Source organism: Annamia dubia NIES-4383 (genome assembly GCF_055394725.1).
The window spans coordinates 1237793-1255814 of the sequence record NZ_AP025630.1 but is presented as its reverse complement, the minus strand read 5'-3'; the positions used below and the strand labels follow the sequence as shown (position 1 = coordinate 1255814).

The window sequence follows — 18022 nt, the reverse complement described above, 5'->3', positions numbered from 1 at the left end:
TGTTATAAATTAATTATCAATTATTTCCTATTTTTTTAAAGAGGAATTAGCCACAGCTTCCACTAAAGCAAACAAAATAAATTGACTCAATAAAGAAGAACCACCATAACTTAATAAAGGTAAAGTAATCCCCGTTACGGGTACAATCCCGATGGTCATACCAATATTAATAAAAACCTGAAAAGCAAAACCCGCCAAAACTCCCACCGCTAATAATGAACCAAAATTTTCTTTCGCATTATTAGCAATCATCATTAAACGCAGACAAATCACCCAATAAACACAGATTAAAATGATACTGCCCACAAAACCCCATTCTTCACCAACGGAAGAAAAGATAAAATCCGTATGTTGTTCAGGGATAAAATTAAGTTGAGTTTGCATACCCTTATTTAAACCTTGTCCCCAAACTTCTCCACCACCGATCGCAATTAAAGATTGAATTAAATGATAACCCCCCCCTAAAGGATCTTGATAGGGATCTAAAAAGATTGTTACCCGTTGTTTTTGATAATCATGTAAAAGATTCCACAGATAATGGGCTAATTCACCAGATAAAACATTAATTAATAAAGCAATAGCGGCCGCTATTTTACGCCAAGGGAAGGTAAACCACGCAATAACCGTCATGGCTACGGCCCAAAGAATCCAAACATGAAAGACTAAACTAAATAAAATCGCCGAAAAAATAGGGGAAATCATTAAAATAATCCAACCAAGGTTAGCCCCGCCCCAATATAACATGGCCAGATTAATCACCCCAAAAACTAAAGCCGTATCTAAATCGGGCTGTAAAAAGATTAAAGCCCAAGGTACGGCCGTAATTGCTAAAGTTTTAAAAATAGAAGATAAACTCGAGGCCGGGCGATTATGGAGTAAGGCCGCTAGGGTAATAATTACGCCGATTTTAGCAAATTCTGAAGGTTGAAACGTAAAACCGCCAATATTAATCCAACGCTGCGCCCCTTTAGCGGAAGTTCCCGCTAACATTACAATTATTAAAGAAAAATTAGTAATTCCATAAATAATCCAATGCCATTGGATCAAACCTTCATATCGAATGCGAGACAGAAAAAGGATAATGATTAAACCGATCACCCCGATGATCCAATGTTGTCGCCACACATTTAAACCGAGATTTAATTCCGTACTGTGAATCATAATTCCAGCAAAAATGGTAACACCGATCACTAAAAGTAATAATGTCCAATCAAGATTTTTCCAGCCTTCAAAAAAAGATAACCACTGGTATTTTTTTCTAGTTTGATAATACATTTAATTTTGTGATTCGTGATTCGTGATTTGTTATTTTTTATTTATTATTTAATATTTGTTATTTATAATTGTCAACTGTCCATTGTCAATTGTCAATTGTTTTCATCACAACGGCTTGATAGGGAATAACACCATCTTTGATCGAATCTATACACCATGCTACCCCTAAAGATAAATCTAAAGTGCGAGGGGGAATATAAGGGCCTCGATCGTTAATTCTTAAAATCATGGATTTTTCATTGTTTAAATTAGTAATTTTAATATATGTTCCTAATTTTAAAGAAGGATGGGCGGCCGTCCAATCATATTGATTGTAAATTTCCCCATTAGCAGTTAAACGCCCATGAAAATCAGGCCCATACCATGAAGCAGTACCTTCAAAATCTTGATCAGTTTCCTCTAAATTATACATTTCTAACTGTGCCGAAAGTAAATCTAAAGGTTGAGTATTTAAAGCTAAACGCAAATTATTAACCCATTGTAAAGCCAATAAATGTTTATTAATTACATCATCATGGGCTACTTTATCATCTATTAAAAATAAGATGCGATCTCCAATTTTAGCCCCTGCTTTATTATTAATTAAAATAGGATAAATTTTATTAGGATCAAGATCAGATTTGGAAAGAAAATAATCTAAGCGTTGAGAAATAACTTTAGCAACTTCCGGCTGTTCAATTTGCAGAATTTGTTTTTTATTAACCAAAATTTGATAATCTTGTAGAGGGGAATTGATGTTAGGGGGATCAAATTTTGGATCGCCTTGATGATAGGATAAGTAGGCAAGAGGTTCAATTTTTGCAGTTAATTGATTGTGATCTCTTTGGGAAATAGCAGAGGGTTTAATCGAACTCACAATTAAATCAACTTCAGGTGGAGATTGTTTAGCAATAGAAACGGCATATAGTTCAGTCTTAAATAAATTTTGAAAAATTAATAACCAATTAAAATTATGGCTGTAAAAATAATTTTGAACAAGGGTTGAATCATCATTTTTTTGATCATTTGACCTAGACGAAGACTGACTAAAGATAGGTTTTAAACCAGAATTATGATATTGAGAAGTTAATTGACAAAAAGGGTTTTGTTGATTATTTTTTTGTTGATGAAATAAATCATCAATTGAAGATGCCGCTTTGACTAAATCTTGGGGGATCACCAGTATCAAACTGAACCAAGAAAAAAGCCAAGCTATTTTGAAAAAAGACATATTTTTAAATTATACGATTTGCTCGAAACATTAAAAAACAGCTTAAACTAATTGATCCCCATTATATACCCATCGGGGATCAATGAACAATAAATTTATTAAATAACTCAAATAATCAGTAATAATTAATAAGTATCGCTCTTTTCTTACTCTTGATTTGTTTAGAGGTGAGTTATTATGATATTATTGATCAATAGTTAATAATAATTAAAATAATTAATTAAATTATGAAAATTGGTATTTTAGGTACGGGCTTAATGGGCGCTCCCCTTGCCCTGAGACTCTTGACAAATAATTATTCTGTGATTGCTTATAATCGTACTTTTGAAAAATTATTACCTCTAAAAGAAGCGGGAATAGAGGTATTTTCATCCCCTGAAATTGTTATTAATCAAGGGAATATTTTAATTTTAATGTTAACTGATGAATCAGCCATTAATGAAGTTTTAGCATTAGATAAAAACGAGCAAAATTTAATAGAAAAAACAGTTATCCAAATGGGAACAATTGCCCCAGATCAAAGTAGAAATATTGCTCAAAAAGTAATAAAAAAAGGTGGAGAATATTTAGAAGCACCAGTTTTAGGAAGTATTCCTGAAGCTAAAAATGGGACTTTATTATTAATGGTAGGAGCAACAGAAATCCAGTTTAAAAAACATTTAAACTTATTCAAAAGTTTTTCTCAAGAACCAGAATTAATAGGTGAAGTTGGTCAAGCTTCTGCTTTAAAATTAGCTCTTAATCAATTAATTTCTGGCCTTACTTCTGCCTTTGGTTTAAGTTTAGCTTTAATTGAAAAAGAAGGGGTTAAAGTTGAACAATTTATGAATATTTTAAGACAGAGTGCTTTATATGCCCCTACTTTTGATAAAAAATTAAATCGAATGTTAGAAGGTAATTTTAGTAATCCTAATTTTCCAACTAAACATTTATTAAAAGATACGGAACTTTTCTTAAATCAAGCTCAATCTTTGGGGTTAAATATTGATAGTTTAACAGGAATCAAAAGTTTAATTATTAAGGCAATGGCCTTAGGTTTACAAGATGATGATTATTGCTCTATTTATAAAGCGATTAAGAATTAATTATCTGTTTTAAGCTCACCCGTTGCATTGTAGGAGATCATTTTTTTTGATTATTAAATAAAAAATTCTAAAAAATAGATCAGTTCAATTTATTGAACAATTTATGTTAGCAATTCAACAATTGTCCATTGTCAACCCCCAATTGATAATGTAATTAATTGTAACAATTTAAAATTAACGATCGCTTTGCTTATAAGATCAGACAATGTAAAATATATTAAACATCCCCAATGTTAACGATCGAAAAACTCAACAATTCCGCCGTTTATCAAGATTTACACCCCATGATCCGCCAATTAGCCGATCTGATTATTTCAGCTTGGCAAGAATATTTAGACTTAGCCCCCTACCATCTACCCGAAGGTTTAGGATATGTGGAAGGCAAGTTAGAAGGAGAAAGATTGAAAATTGAAAACCGTTGTTATCAAAGTCAAAATTTCCGCAAAATGCACCTAGAATTGGCAAAAGTGGGGCAAAGTTTAGATATTTTACATTGTGTGATGTTTCCTCACCCTCAATACGGTTTACCCATGTTTGGCTGTGATATTGTGGCCGGTAAGGCCGGTGTCAGCGCGGCGATCGTTGATCTTTCCCCCACTAATGCTCAAAAAATTTTAGCCCACAATTATCAAAATGCCCTCGCTTCTCTAACTAAAACAGAATTTTCCCAAATTCGAGAGCTACCCGAATGGGCTGATATTTTCTCCCCTTTTTGTCTATTTATTCGCCCCGCCAATGACACCGAAGAAACTCAATTTTTAAAATATGTGGAAACAATCTTAAAAGTTCATTGTCAAGAAGCAGTCAAAAGCCCGGCCTTATCAGAAGATCAAACATTAGAATATATAGCCGGACAACGCTATTATTGTACCCAACAACAACAAAATGATAAAACTCGCCGTGTTTTAGAAAAAGCTTTTGGCACACAATGGACAGAAATTTATATGAATAAAGTCTTATTCGATTTGCCCCCAGAATTAGAAAATCAATAAAAACAACAGCAAAGGTCAATAAAATTAAATTAATCGCTAAAATGAAATTAATCTTTTCTCGATTAAGCCCCCTCTTATGGTAAATTAACCTCAGTAGGGCAAAATTATAGAATTGATTAACTTAATCTTTTATTATTTCCCAACCCTCAAGCTTAAGAGGAGTCGTTATTGTGATCCAAACCGATAGCCAAAAATTACAAACTTTGCAAATGGAAACTTCTCGTTTGCGTGAGGAGTTACAATTGCGCGATCAACTGGTACAACAGTTATCCCAAGAGTTATTTCGACTGGTCAAAGGCAATGCTAATTTTATGCCCATGCCTGAAGTTTCCCAACGTAATCAAGAAGAAACTCGTTTACTACGGGAACAATTACAGCAAGTGGAACAACAGGTAAAATTCTATCAGGAACAAATTTCCCAACGGGATACTGATATTTACCAATTACGTCAATCAGTACAAGAATTAACCGATCGCAGCCGGATGTTAGAACAGGTAGTACAAGAATTACCCAGTATTTATCGCCGGAAATTTGCCGAAAGAATGGCACCAGTCAAAGAGAAGGTGGAACAATTACAACGTGAAAACCGCCAACTCCATGCGGAATTACAAAGTGTAAGTTATCGTCTGGCGGTGAAAAATCGTCGTAGTAATTCAAAAATTGAATTACCTAGTTTTGCCCATCTACCCACCCCTATTCCGACATTCGGAAATGCCTAAAGTCCTTTTAATTGTTAATGCCAAAATTAATGAATATGGTGAGATCATCCCTGCTTCGGTTGCTACAGCAAGGATGATCGACTCATTACGCAAAGCCATCGCCCTTCATTCTGTCCAAGATTTAGAATTGGAGGTAGTTTCTAATGCAGTATTATGGTCAAATCACGGTAAATTGCCTCTTAAACTTCGCAAAAGTGAGTTGATTTATTGTCCTTTAACGATCGATTTACCGGAAAAATTTGAATTTCCCGCTAAAAGTATTTTTCAAACCTGTCAAAATGTGGACAATCTTCGACAATGGGTTGAAGAAAATTTAGGTTTATGGATTAGTAGTCGAAAAACAAAATCAGGCGATCTATGGCTACCGATTATTTTAACGAAAAAAGGGCCTATTTATGGTGAGGTGATAGGGGAAGATGTGATGCCCAATAGTTATACTCAGCCTGTTGATTTATCCGACAAAAAACGCCAATCTTTATATCAATTAGGGTTTCAATTATTGGATCATTTTAATGCTCCCCCATCGGTCTATTTATTACAATTTGCTTTTTTCAAAGATCAAATCGTTTTCGATCGCCTGTGGCCTTTCCCTGCCGCCCCTGCGATCGCCAGTTTAGGAGTACAAAAACCCGATTTATTTATCTGTCATTGGCATTGTTTAACCGATCAACCGATCTTAGATCTGATTATTGAAGATTTAAAATAAACCGCAATCATTGTTTGGGTTATTCAACAATTATCAACTGATAAGGGTAATTTTCTATAATTTTAATAAGTTAATCTTATTATATATAAACCAAAAATAAGAAATAATCATTGAAAATTCGCAAAAGTAATTTGCTTAACAAAACTTCATTAAGTTGAGAGTCTGGAAAGCCTTATGTAATGGCAAAAAATGTTAAGCAATTTTTCAACCCCCTTGACGAAATTACGCCTTTTCAGGTACAATTAGGCCAATTATCCAAAGGCTGTCTACCGTTTAAAATCAAAAAATTTACATAAGTTAATCAATTACTTTACAAAAGTTTACACAGTCTCACTGAATTAAATTGTTGTTATAATCGGAACGTATTTCAGCGACTTAAAGTTAAACAATTTATTCGGTTATTTTGATTTTATTAAAATTTATTAAAAGTTAATTTAAAGAAATAATTATAATTAACAATCATAAACCTATACTTACAATAAATATATAATTATAAAATTATTAAATATTTAACCAAAATATATGATAAAAAGATTGTTAACGGCTTTTACTCTGGGTTTAGCCTTAGCCGTTGCCCCCATTTCCGTAGGGTTTACCCAAACCAATCAACCAGTTTTAGAAAAAATTGATTTTAGTGAGGCTCTTAATCTGGGTTTGGATGAACAAATTTGGGGGTTAAATGGGTTTAACTCAGATCGACAGGCTTTATTAAACGCAATTAATCATAGTTTAACTTACCTTAATAGTAATAAAGCTCAACAAGATTACCAAAATTATCCCATTGAAGGCATAACTTTAGATAGAGTTAAACGGTCTTTACTCAGATTTCAAGAATTATTACTCAATAATAATAATCCTCAAACTTTTCAAGAAACTGTGACAAGGGAATTTGAACTATATCAATCCGTTGGCCGTGATCAACAAGGGACAGTGGCATTTACAGGTTATTTTGAGCCTGAATATCATGGTAGTTTAGTGAGAACAGACGAATTTCGTTATCCTCTCTATCGCCGCCCTTGGGCTTTAGATCGGTGGCCTAATCATCCCACAAGGGCGGAAATTGAAGGGGAAGACGGTTTATTGGGAGCTTTAAGTCCATTAAGAGGCTATGAATTAATTTGGTTAAATGACCGTCTGTCAGCTTATTTAGTTCAAGTACAGGGATCAGCTAGAATTATCTTACCAGATGGGCGCATCATGACGGTGGGTTTTGCCGGAAATACTGATTATCCCTATACCAGTTTAGGTAAAGAATTAATTAATGATGGTATAATTCCGGCTGATGAAATGTCTTTACCTCGTTTAATTCAATATTTTCAAGAAAATCCAGACGCTTTAAATACTTATATCCCTCGGAATAATCGTTTTATCTTTTTTGAGGAAACTTTTGGTAGTCCTGCCAGAGGTAGTTTAGGAGTACCAGTTACCCCAGAAAGAAGTATCGCTACGGATAAATCAATCATGCCCCCCGGCGCGATCGCCGTGATCCATACCCAAATACCCTACCAAACTGTAACGGGAGAATTAGAAAATCGGTTAGTCAGTCGTTACGTTTTAGATCAAGATACAGGCAGTGCGATCACAGGTGCGGGAAGGGTGGATATTTTCTTAGGAAGTGGAGACTTAGCCGGAGAAAGGGCTGGTTTGATTGATTGGACTGGCCAGTTGTATTATTTATTATTAAAAGAATAGGCACTCCCCAACTTGGGAATACCTATTTTTTTCAAAAAGATTCAAAATAAATTTTTATATTTAATTTTTAGTTTGTTCTCTTATGATTAAAAGGGATTTCATAAAAGTAAAAGAAAACTCTAGCTTAAGGAAGCATGACTACGATCGTATGAGTCGGCCGCATTCGCATAAGGTTTTCCTTGAATATTGCCCCAATATTCAGCGTCAACTTCCAAACCAATAGATTTAGCCGTACGGCCTAACATTGATTGTTGACGATTTTTGATCAACTGATGATGACGCATCATTAAGGCGCGGGCTTGTTGTTGAGTATTCATAATTTTGTCCCTCCGAATTGCTTATTTTCAATTTATTTTTTCCGTTTGCTTATTTATATATATAACAAATTTTTGTATCAATTGCTACAATTATCTAAAATTGTTACAAAACTTCATATCTCCCTAAGTAAAAGATGTACAATCAGAAAAATCAAAGTTAATTATATCTATTTCCCTTATCTATGAATCTTCTAGCGATCGCATCTTTTACCATTAGTGTTATCTTAGGATTATTAACCTTATTATTTATTTTTCGCATTGTTTTAACTTGGTATCCTCAAATCGAATTAACTCGTTTTCCTTGGAATGTGGTTTATCTTCCCACTGAGCCGTTTTTAGTACCTACTCGTAAAATTATTACGCCCCTTGGTGGTGTGGATATTACTCCCATTGTGTGGGTAGGGCTTGTAACTTTAATCAGAGAAATTCTGTTAGGGCAACAAGGTTTATTAACAATGGCAATGTATAAGTAATAAATAATAAGTAATAAATAATAAGTAGTAAGTAGAATTAGTCCTCCTCTCGTCAACTATTTATAATATGAAAGATCAAAATCCTTTTCCTTTTTCTTCAGCAACGATCGCCACTACCATCATTGCTTTAGTAGTGGTAGGAGGATTATTTTCCCTAAATCGAGTTTCCGTCAAAAATCAAAAATTAATTGAAGAAAAACAAACAGAAATTAGTAAAATAGAAAGTTCTAATCAAACTCAACCCCCCCAAATTCAACCCTTGAATAATCAAGATCTGGTTGATATGAAACCGCAAAGAACTGATAATAATTCTAATAATATAGCACCCACTACTGAGCCTTTACCCTATTATCCAGATCAAGTTAATCAATCTAATCCAAAAACACAGTCAAAACCTCCGGCCATCAACCCTTCTGCTAATTATATAGATATTGGCTGGTCAACTGCTCAAAATTGGGTAGCCAAAATGCCTGAAAATTCCATCGCTTTAACCTTTGATGATGGGCCTAATCCCGAATATACGCCTCAAATTTTAGATATTTTAAAGAAACATCAGATCAAAGCCACTTTTTTTCTAGTGGGAAAAAGAGTACAAGCCCGTTGCGATCTGGTACGGAGAATTGTGGCAGAAGGTCATGAAATCGCTAATCATAGCTATACCCATCCCTTTTTAACCAAACTTTCCCCGGCCGCCCAAAAAGAAGAAATGGAAAAAACTCAACAAGTGATTAATAATTGTGTTGGTTTTCGCCCCCTGTGGCTACGCACACCCTACGGCGATCAAAGTGAGGCCATCCTTAAAATTGCCCATGAAGTAGGCTTAAATACCGTTCTTTGGAGTATTGATACGCAAGATTGGAATAAAGAAAGTAGTGCCGAAAAAATTACCAATAGTGCGTTACAATCTAATGGTCAAGATATAATTTTAATGCACGATTCAACGGAAAGTACAGTGGACTATAGCCATCAATTTCAACATTCTCAAGCCGCTAAAACTCGTGAGGCAACCATTAAAGCCCTTGACCCGATGATTGAAGAAATGGAAAGAAGAAATTTAAAATTTGTGACGATTAGTGAGGCTTTTTTGTCTTCTAACTAATTAAAATCTGATATAAAATAGTAAAAAAATAAGGAGTAAAATTAATACTCCTTACTTTTTCATTTTATGACTAATCAGATTTTTAAAACCTATGTGGGTTCGGTTATTGAAGTATCTCACAAGTGAGAGGACAAGCCGCATATACTGAGGTATAAAGAGGACTAGCAGAGCCATTTAACCATCTTAACCAACTGACATCTTGAGGATTGATTCCTTTAATGGTTAAAATAGCCGCACCTACAAAGATTGACAATAAACTACCACCAATGAGCATTCCTGCCACAATTAACACTCCACTCATGGATAACACCGATTGCAAAACTAAGGCCGATAAACAACCAATGGTTGTTAAAATTACCACAATCGGAAATCCTACGACTAAAAAGCAAACTGTTAAGGTAAAACTCCAAATTAAAAAACTTTTAAATGTCCCAAAATTATACCCTTGTTCCCAAACGGGTTGTTGAGCTACTTGCATATACGTTTCCTCCAAAAATTTTTGTTAAAGACAACAACAATTAAAGAAAATTAATCTTTCTTTTTGACTTAATTTTTAACAATCTTTTGTTTAGTATTAACAGGATATTTGTACATAAGTTTAAATACCTAAACTAATTCATAATTTTATTAAAAATGAGTCAAGGAAAGATTGATTAAACAACAATTAAAGATGAAATAGCAAGTGATTTATTAAGCCCAGAAAAAGCTGATTTGATTAAATCTGACCCAATCTCTAATTGTCTGATTGGAAGCATCAGATCTATTTTTTCAGATTTGCTTCTTCTGAATTAACTACACCTGAATTAACTACACATTTATTAAAGTAATGTAATTTTTGTTTAAGGCTGAATCAAATTTTTGCCTTTTGCTATTGAACTCAATTATAAATAAAAAAGTTGTTAAATGATCGTTGCTTAATAAAATGTTACATTCTCCCTAAAAAACTTGTGTTATTTTCGTCACAAAATCATTGATTTTGACTCGGTTTTTAAGGTTTTTGTCTGAAAACTGACCTTGAAAACCCTTATTTGATAAGCAATTGTGATCTAGATCATCGTCAAGATTAATTTGTTAAGTTTTCTTGATTAATCATATTTACATTTCTTTACAAAAAATTAGTTTTTTCTCATTTATCTCATTTAAGACAGGATGAGGTTAAGCAAAATAGAGAACCATCAGGCAAAATTTGTAATTGATCCCTGACTAAGTTATAATCTGGGTTGATTAAGCCTATTTTATGTATTGCGTTGATGGCGGCAACATTCTGAACAATTGATGGAAAAAGATGGAAAAAACCTTAACCCCTAATCCCCAAATAGACCTAGATCTCAAACATCTAGCTAGAGGTACGATTTTTGCTCTATTTTTGCAAATTTGTGGAGTTCTTCTGACTTATTTAGTTCAAGTATGTTTAGCCCGTTGGATGGGAAAAGTAGAATATGGCATTTATACTTATGTAGTTGCTTGGTGTTTAGTTTTTGCCATTCCTGTAGGTTTAGGATTACCTCGTGCTGTGTTACGTTTTATTACGGAATACCGAGTCAAACAAGAATGGGGAAAGATGCGCGGTTTATTAGTGAGTAGTTGGCAACTCACTCTAGGGATGGGGCTATTCGTGGCGATCGCAGGGACTATCATCATCTCACTATTTGACTATTATTATGAGTTTACCTACGCCCAAGCCTTAATCTTCGGGATCTGGACAATTCCTTTACAATCATTACTACAACTCCAAGAAGACATGGGAAGGGGAGCAAAAAGCCTTTTGATCGCCTATGGACCTTCAAAAGTGCTTTGGCCTATTCTCTTATTGGGAGGGGGTTTTTGTCTGTTTCAATGGCAAGACAAAACTTTAACCAGTATTCCCATGATTGATATGACGATCGCCACCTTAGTAGCAGTTGTCTTATTACAATTAACCTTTATTTGGCACAGTTTTGCCCAAGAAGTTGCATCAGCCTCTACCATTTATGCCCGTCGTCAATGGTTAGGAGTTGCATTACCTTTGTTATTTCATCTCGCCTTTCGAGAGATACTGCGACAAATTGATGTGATCATGGTAGGGTCTATGATTGGGGTAGCTACAGCCGGAATTTACAATGCGGCCGCTAATACGGCTTTGTGGGTAATTTTTATCTTACAAAGCGTTAATTTAGTGGTTGCACCGACATTTACTCACCTTTATACCCAAAAAGATCAGACTGGATTACAAAAAGTGGTTTCAGCGGCTTCTAACTGGATTTTTTGGCCGTCTTTAATCATTGCGGGAGTTTTAATCATTTTCGCCCAACCTATTTTAGCCTTATTTGGAGAGGAATTTGTTAGCGCCCATTGGAGTTTAAAAATTCTGGTGATTGGACAATTAACTAATGCTTTATGTGGTTCGGTGGGTAACTTAATGGTGATGACAGGATATCAAAATCAAGTGTTAATTGTTTCAGGTAGTTGTGCTTTAATTAATGTGGTCTTAAATGCCATCGCTATTCCGATTTTAGGCATGGATGGGGCGGCATTAGCCACTGCTTTCACGCTCATTGTCTATAATATCTGGTGTAGTTTTTTAGTGGTCAAAAATATTAAGATCTATCCTTCCATTGTGGCTAGTTTTTTTCATCGGGAGAGAATAATACTAGATCAATGAGTAAAACAGCCAAAATATGAAAAAATATTTACATCAAATCATCTAACATATAAATAATTTCAAAAAAGAGGAGACAAAACTAATCAATGGTAGTACACAACTATAGCATTTTTGAGGATTCATATAGTACACCAGAAATGCGTGAAATTTGGACAGAAAAAAATATGGTTCAGAAATGGTTAGATTGTGAAAAAGCCATTGTTTTAGAAATGGCTAATCTTAATCTTTTATCTCCAGAGATAGCTAATGAAATTGCCAGTAAATCTTCTACAGAATACTTAACTCCGGCCATGATTGCTGAAGTTTTACAAGAAACAAAACATCTTGGCGTTTCTTTCGTTAAAGCATTTGCCAAAATGTGTGGGGATGCGGGGGAATATTATCATTTAGGGTTAACAACTCAAGACATTTTATTAACAGGTTTAACCCTACAAATGCGAGAAGCTTATGACTTGATTCTGAAACAAGCTTTAGACTTAGAAGAAGTATTAATTAACCAAGCTTATGACCATCGAAATACCATCATGATGGGACGTACCCATGCCCAACACGCTGTCCCCTTAACTTTTGGTTTTACCCTTGCAAGTTGGGCTTATGAAATTCGAGATCATATTGATCGGCTTCAAGAATTAGCCAAAAGACTTTTCAGGGCGAAATTTACGGCGGCTGTTGGCACACGCAATACTTGGGTTTATCTATTTGGGTTAGAAACGACACAAAAACTGATTGCTCAAGCCAGTGAGCATCTTGGTTTAGACAATCCTCCGATCGACATTCAAACTAGAACGGATCGACTGGCTGAAATTGGTTTTGTTCTTGCTAATTTAACCACATCTTTAGCTAAAATTGGCCTTAATATTCGTTATCTCAATGCGGAAGAAATTAGGGAACTAGAAGAACCTTGGGATTATCAAAATCAATATTCTTCTAGCACCATGCCTAATAAACGTAATCCAGAAACTAGCGAATGGTTAGATGGTTTGGCTAAAATTGCCCAAGGAAATGCTACGGCACTTATTAGTATAACTATTCTGGGTGAGCGTGATGCCACTAGAATGGGACCGACTTTTAAATGTATTAGTGATAATTTTTTACTCACATCGGCGGCTCTATCTAAAGCTACTTATATCCTCAAAGATTTGCGTGTTAATAAGGATAAAATGATTGAAAATCTTTATTTAACTAATGGTTTGGCAATGGCGGAAAATGTGATGTTAAAATTGTGGCAAAAAACAGGACACAAAGTTACCGCTCATACTTTAATTAGGGAGCTTTCTGTTAAAGCGATAGAAGAAGGAATCCCTTTTAAGCAAGTGCTTTTAAAAAGTCCTCAAATTATGGAATATTTGAGTGAACAAGAAATAGAAGAAGTTATGAATCCAGAAAATTACTGTGGTGATTCTGTAGAACAAGTACAAACTGCTATTGCATATATTCAAAAACGTAGACAGATCGCCAATGGTTTCTATCAAGAATTGACAATGGACAATTGACAATGGACAATTAATTAATTTTCAAATTTAGATTAAAAAAAACAAATTTTATGGGTGAATCAAAAAGACGCAAAGAAGTTTTAGGGGAAAAATATGGACAAGAAAAACAAATAGTTTCTTGGCTACCTCTGACTAAATCACAAGCTGATCAATTTTATCAAATTACCACTAAAGGTGCATGGATTGGGATTGGTTTAATGGTAGCCATTTGGTTAACTATTCGTTTTATTGGGCCTGCTTTTGGTTGGTGGCAAGTCAATTAATTTAGTGTAACCTCACCCCAAAACCGTCTCCCTAGTAGAAAGACGGTTTTTTTCTTCGGTCAATTATTCACTATCAATTAATTTTCAACTGATAAATAATTTTGTAAAGCTTCAGCCATTATTTCGGTCATGGTTTTACCACTTTGATCGGCTTGAGTTTTTAAACGCTCATAAAGTTCGTCATGAATGCCGATCCGATGGCGGATCTTACGTCCTTGACCACTTTGTGCGGGTTGATAACTGCCCAACTCATAATTTTCAGTAAATTCTCGAATTGCCTCAAATCCCACACGAGAACAGTATTCTCCGAGGCTTTCTCGTTTTTGACGATTTTGTTTAAAAAAGACTAAAATCGGCTCTAAAAATGCCTCTAACTGGTTAATGGGTAAACTTTCAAGGTAGGGTTGTGCTAATTTGGTTTGATTAGGTGTACCTCCTAACCACATTTGATAAGCTTCGGGGGAAATGCCCACAAAGCCTAATTCTGCCATATAGGGGCGGGCGCAACCGTTAGGGCATCCGGTCATTCTGATGACAAAATGTTCATTTTTTAAGCCTAATTGATTTAATAATGAGCGTATTCTGTCATTAATATCAGGTAAAGCCCTTTCAGACTCGGTAACGGCTAAACCACAAGTGGGTAAAGCAGGACAAGCCATGGAATAACGGGTTAATTTTTCGATCGCATTTGGGTTAGTAATAACGCCATTTGTTTGGAAAATTTCTTCAATTTTAGCTTGATCTTCTGGGTTAATTTCATACAGAATTACATTTTGATTTCCTGTTACCCGCATAGGTAAATTAAAGGTTTTAACCACTTCTTTTAAAGCAGTTTTTAAGCGGAAATCACCTTCATCTTTGACCCGTCCGTTAACAATATTTAAGCCGAAAAATAACTTTCCGTCCCCTTGTTCATGCCATCCTAAAAAGTCTTGATATTTCCATTTAGGTAATTTTTTAAAGGGGGCAATTTTTTTACCAAAATATTCTTCTACTTTAGCTTTAAATTTTGCCACTCCCCAGTCATTAATTAAATATTTCATTCTGGCATGGGGGCGTTTAACTCGATCGCCGTAGTCTCTTTGGGTAGCCACGATCGCCTTAACCAGATCATAAACATCATCTTTAGCCACATAGCCGATCTCGTCTGCCACACGGGGAAAAGTCTCCTCTTTGCGGTGGGTGCGCCCCATGCCCCCTCCAGCCAACACATTAAAACCCTGTAACTCGCCCTCTTTATTGGTGATCACCACTAAACTTAAGTCATGGGTATAAACATCGATCGAGTTATCACCGGGTACGGTGACGCTACATTTAAACTTACGGGGCATATAATGATCACCGTAGATCGGTTCGACAGGATGATCTAAATTTACCCCATTTTGATTACGTTGACGGGCTTCCTTCACTGAGGGATCTTCCTCACCACTGATCACCTTTTCGCCGTCTAACCAGATCTCATAATATGCGCCTGTTTGGGGGGCTAACAGATCGGCGATATTATCCGCATATTGCCAAGCATACTGGTATTCAGGGCGGTTTTTAAAGGGAGCAGGAGAGGCCATCACATTCCGGTTAAGATCACCACAAGCGCCTAAAGTGCTTCCCATACTTCTGACAATAGCGGCGATCGTAGTTTTAAGATTTTTCTTTAAAATACCGTGTAACTGGAAAGCTTGACGGGTGGTAGCGCGTAAAGTTTGATTGCCATATTGATCGCAAAGTTGATCTAAAGTTAAATATAATTCAGGAGGGATAAAACCACCGGGGCTACGACTACGCAACATCATGGAATAGTCTTTTTCTTGCCCTTTAACACGGTTATCTCGGTTATCCTGTTGATAAGAACCATGAAACTTTAAAATTTGGATCCCTTCTTCGCTAAAATAGTTGAGATCGTTGAGAAGTTCTGTAGCGACAGGTTCTCTTAAGTTATTACTTCTGTCTTTAATCCCTTCTAATTTAGATTTTTTCTCAGTTTGAGTAATAGCTGTTGTTACCATATTTGTTCCTATAGTTGAATAATCCGTTTAACAATGGATAATCAAAAGTTGTTAATTGTCCATTATCAAAACTAATATTTCATTTTAGTATATTTAGGAGCGATCGCACAATTGAATTTAATTTTTAGTATTTGATCATACAAAAAATTAAATTTAATGACAAATGATCGAAAAATAAGACTTGTAACCAAATCATGACCTATTTCGCAACAAGTCTAATTATTAATAATAATATTTTTATATTATTTTGCTCATTGCCAACCTTACATTTAATTACAACTACGGATTTATGATATAATTGTAGGTTAATTGATTGAATAATTTTGTCATTGGTTATTGGTTAAATAAAATTTAAGTCTATCAATATCTTCAACAATTATCAATTAATAACTAACTATTAAATTTATTCTGATATTTTATTATGTTTAATTGGTTTCGTCGTAATTTCGGAAATGAACAAACTCAAGATAATCAACAACAAACTCCTCCCCCCCAAGAGGAACAAGTTGTAGAAACAAAAATTGAGGAAACTACTACAGAAGAAAAAACCGAAGATAATTATCTTCAATGGGCAAAAACCGCTTATCAAAATATTCAACAACGTAAAACTCAAGACATTGACTCTGATGTTGAAATTTTAGAGCAAGATGTTACTAAAAAATCCGAAAGTATCGAGAATCAAGAAATAGTAGAAACTACCGAAGAAGTAACAGAAATTACTAAAATAATTGAAGATCAAGAAATAGCAATAACTTCTGAAGTTATAACAGAAAAAGAAGATATTATTGCTGAAAAAGAAGAAAAAGAAAAACCTGAACCCCTTGAAACGAAAACCGAAAATACTAATATTCCTGCTTGGTTAAAAAAATCAGACACCCTAGAAAAATTAAAAGAAACCGCCGTAGAATTAGCCCCCGAAGAAGCCAGACAAGCAGAAATAGAAGCGGCAAAATTAGCCTTTGACGAAGACTTTTTATGGTCAGCCAAAGTCTTAGCCGATCAAGGTAGAACACCCGATCAAATTTCCGAAGAAGAAATTAATTGGCTCAAAAAATTACGTCAAGGTTTAGGTAAAACTCGCCGTAGTTTAATTAATCAATTAAAAGCGATCGTGGGGCAAGGCCCCCTCAATGATGATGCGGTGATGTCCATTGAAGCCCTATTATTACAAGCCGATGTGGGAGTAGAAGCAACAGATCATATTATCGAGTCTTTACAGAATAAATTAAGAGAAGAATCTCTCCCCCCCGATGAAGCTATTGCTTATTTAAAGAATATTTTAAGAGATATTTTAGATGAACCTTTAGGCGAAATTGAAAATCATGAGTTTTTCCCAGAAAAAGATCAGTTAAATATTTGGTTAATGACCGGAGTTAATGGTGCGGGTAAAACAACCACTATTGGTAAATTAGCTCACATGGCTAATAATTCCGGTTATCGCTGTTTAATAGCGGCCGCCGATACATTTAGAGCGGCGGCGGTGCAACAGGTTCAAGTTTGGGGTGAGCGCACCAATACCACCGTGATCGCTAACCCCGGCCAAAATACGGATCCGGCGGCCGTGGTTTATGATGGGATCGAGGCGGCCAAAGCCCGTAATACCGAGTTATTGTTAGTTGATACAGCAGGAAGACTGCAAAATAAAAAGAATTTAATGGATGAATTAGCGAAAATACGCCGAATAATTGATAAAAAAGCTCCCCAAGCCAGAGTTCAATCATTATTAGTCTTAGATGCCACTTTAGGGCAAAATGGCTTACGTCAGGCACAAGTATTTTCAGAGGCGGCCAAGTTAAGCGGTGTTGTCTTAACCAAGTTAGATGGCACAGCTAAAGGAGGGGTGGCCTTAGCCGTATCCCAACAGTTAAAACTCCCAATCCGGTTTATCGGTGCAGGGGAAGGAATAGAGGATCTACGACCTTTTTCCAGTTATGAGTTTGTTGAGGCTCTTTTAAGCGGAGAATAAATATAATATCAAATCGGTATGACATTTTTTAAGTTAATAGCATCTTGCGAAAATCATTAGTGAGAACTTAAGAAAAAAAGAAAAAGTC

At 35.2% G+C, this 18022-nt stretch carries 16 protein-coding genes; 11 read left to right on the top strand and 5 right to left on the bottom strand.

Going from position 1 to position 18022, the window contains the following annotated elements:
* Nucleotides 1–27: 27 nt before the first annotated feature.
* Nucleotides 28–1275, bottom strand: coding sequence for a rod shape-determining protein RodA (gene rodA / locus Anndu_RS05680; protein WP_464103445.1), 1248 nt, complete (start codon nucleotides 1273–1275; stop codon nucleotides 28–30).
* 85 nt (nucleotides 1276–1360) lie between these two features.
* On the bottom strand, nucleotides 1361–2485 hold the full coding sequence (locus Anndu_RS05675; RefSeq protein WP_464103444.1) for a septal ring lytic transglycosylase RlpA family protein: 1125 nt from the start codon (nucleotides 2483–2485) through the stop codon (nucleotides 1361–1363).
* 227 nt (nucleotides 2486–2712) lie between these two features.
* On the opposite strand from Anndu_RS05675, the gene Anndu_RS05670 reads away from it, so the two are divergent.
* From Anndu_RS05670 to mltA, 5 genes are all read left to right on the top strand, one after another.
* Complete coding sequence (locus Anndu_RS05670; protein WP_464103443.1) at nucleotides 2713–3570, top strand: NAD(P)-dependent oxidoreductase; 858 nt, start codon at nucleotides 2713–2715, stop codon at nucleotides 3568–3570.
* Nucleotides 3571–3800: 230 nt separating this feature from the next.
* A complete protein-coding gene (locus Anndu_RS05665; protein ID WP_464103442.1) occupies nucleotides 3801–4562 on the top strand; it encodes a phycocyanobilin:ferredoxin oxidoreductase in 762 nt (253 codons plus the stop codon).
* A 170-nt stretch (nucleotides 4563–4732) separates the two neighbouring features.
* Nucleotides 4733–5281 (top strand): Npun_F5560 family protein, encoded by a 549-nt coding sequence (locus Anndu_RS05660; RefSeq protein ID WP_464103441.1) that lies wholly within the window; start codon nucleotides 4733–4735, stop codon nucleotides 5279–5281.
* The gene (locus tag Anndu_RS05655) at nucleotides 5274–5987 is read left to right on the top strand and encodes a hypothetical protein (protein ID WP_464103440.1); all 714 of its coding nucleotides are present in this window, start codon (nucleotides 5274–5276) and stop codon (nucleotides 5985–5987) included. The genes Anndu_RS05660 and Anndu_RS05655 overlap by 8 nt, the downstream gene beginning before the upstream one ends.
* Nucleotides 5988–6509: 522 nt before the next feature.
* Nucleotides 6510–7679, top strand: a complete 1170-nt coding sequence (gene mltA, locus Anndu_RS05650) for a murein transglycosylase A (RefSeq protein ID WP_464103439.1) — start codon at nucleotides 6510–6512, stop codon at nucleotides 7677–7679.
* 119 nt (nucleotides 7680–7798) lie between these two features.
* On the opposite strand, the gene gifA is transcribed toward mltA, so the two are convergent.
* Nucleotides 7799–7996, bottom strand: coding sequence for a glutamine synthetase inactivation factor IF7A (gene gifA / locus Anndu_RS05645; protein ID WP_464103438.1), 198 nt, complete (start codon nucleotides 7994–7996; stop codon nucleotides 7799–7801).
* Between the two features lie 182 nt (nucleotides 7997–8178).
* Here gifA and Anndu_RS05640 point away from each other — a divergent pair, with 182 nt between their 5' ends.
* Nucleotides 8179–8469 carry a YggT family protein gene (locus Anndu_RS05640; protein WP_464103437.1) on the top strand — a complete coding sequence of 97 codons (291 nt, stop codon included), beginning with the start codon at nucleotides 8179–8181 and terminating at the stop codon, nucleotides 8467–8469.
* A gap of 67 nt (nucleotides 8470–8536) precedes the next feature.
* Nucleotides 8537–9568 (top strand): polysaccharide deacetylase family protein, encoded by a 1032-nt coding sequence (locus Anndu_RS05635; RefSeq protein ID WP_464103436.1) that lies wholly within the window; start codon nucleotides 8537–8539, stop codon nucleotides 9566–9568.
* 103 nt (nucleotides 9569–9671) lie between these two features.
* Here the strand turns inward: Anndu_RS05635 and Anndu_RS05630 are convergent, their stop codons facing one another.
* Nucleotides 9672–10046: a hypothetical protein gene (locus tag Anndu_RS05630; protein ID WP_464103435.1), complete on the bottom strand. Its 375-nt coding sequence runs from the start codon at nucleotides 10044–10046 to the stop codon at nucleotides 9672–9674.
* Nucleotides 10047–10853: 807 nt separating this feature from the next.
* Between Anndu_RS05630 and Anndu_RS05625 the strand changes: the two genes are divergently transcribed.
* From Anndu_RS05625 to Anndu_RS05615, 3 genes are all read left to right on the top strand, one after another.
* Nucleotides 10854–12209 (top strand): flippase, encoded by a 1356-nt coding sequence (locus Anndu_RS05625; protein ID WP_464103434.1) that lies wholly within the window; start codon nucleotides 10854–10856, stop codon nucleotides 12207–12209.
* 86 nt (nucleotides 12210–12295) lie between these two features.
* On the top strand, nucleotides 12296–13702 hold the full coding sequence (locus Anndu_RS05620; protein WP_464103433.1) for a lyase family protein: 1407 nt from the start codon (nucleotides 12296–12298) through the stop codon (nucleotides 13700–13702).
* A 50-nt stretch (nucleotides 13703–13752) separates the two neighbouring features.
* Nucleotides 13753–13965, top strand: a complete 213-nt coding sequence (locus tag Anndu_RS05615; protein WP_464103432.1) for a DUF2839 domain-containing protein — start codon at nucleotides 13753–13755, stop codon at nucleotides 13963–13965.
* 77 nt (nucleotides 13966–14042) lie between these two features.
* Here Anndu_RS05615 and sir read toward each other — a convergent pair whose 3' ends face one another.
* Nucleotides 14043–15968, bottom strand: a complete 1926-nt coding sequence (gene sir / locus Anndu_RS05610; protein ID WP_464103431.1) for a sulfite reductase, ferredoxin dependent — start codon at nucleotides 15966–15968, stop codon at nucleotides 14043–14045.
* A 421-nt stretch (nucleotides 15969–16389) separates the two neighbouring features.
* Here sir and ftsY point away from each other — a divergent pair, with 421 nt between their 5' ends.
* Nucleotides 16390–17934: a signal recognition particle-docking protein FtsY gene (gene ftsY / locus Anndu_RS05605; protein WP_464103430.1), complete on the top strand. Its 1545-nt coding sequence runs from the start codon at nucleotides 16390–16392 to the stop codon at nucleotides 17932–17934.
* The last annotated feature ends 88 nt before the right edge of the window (nucleotides 17935–18022 follow it).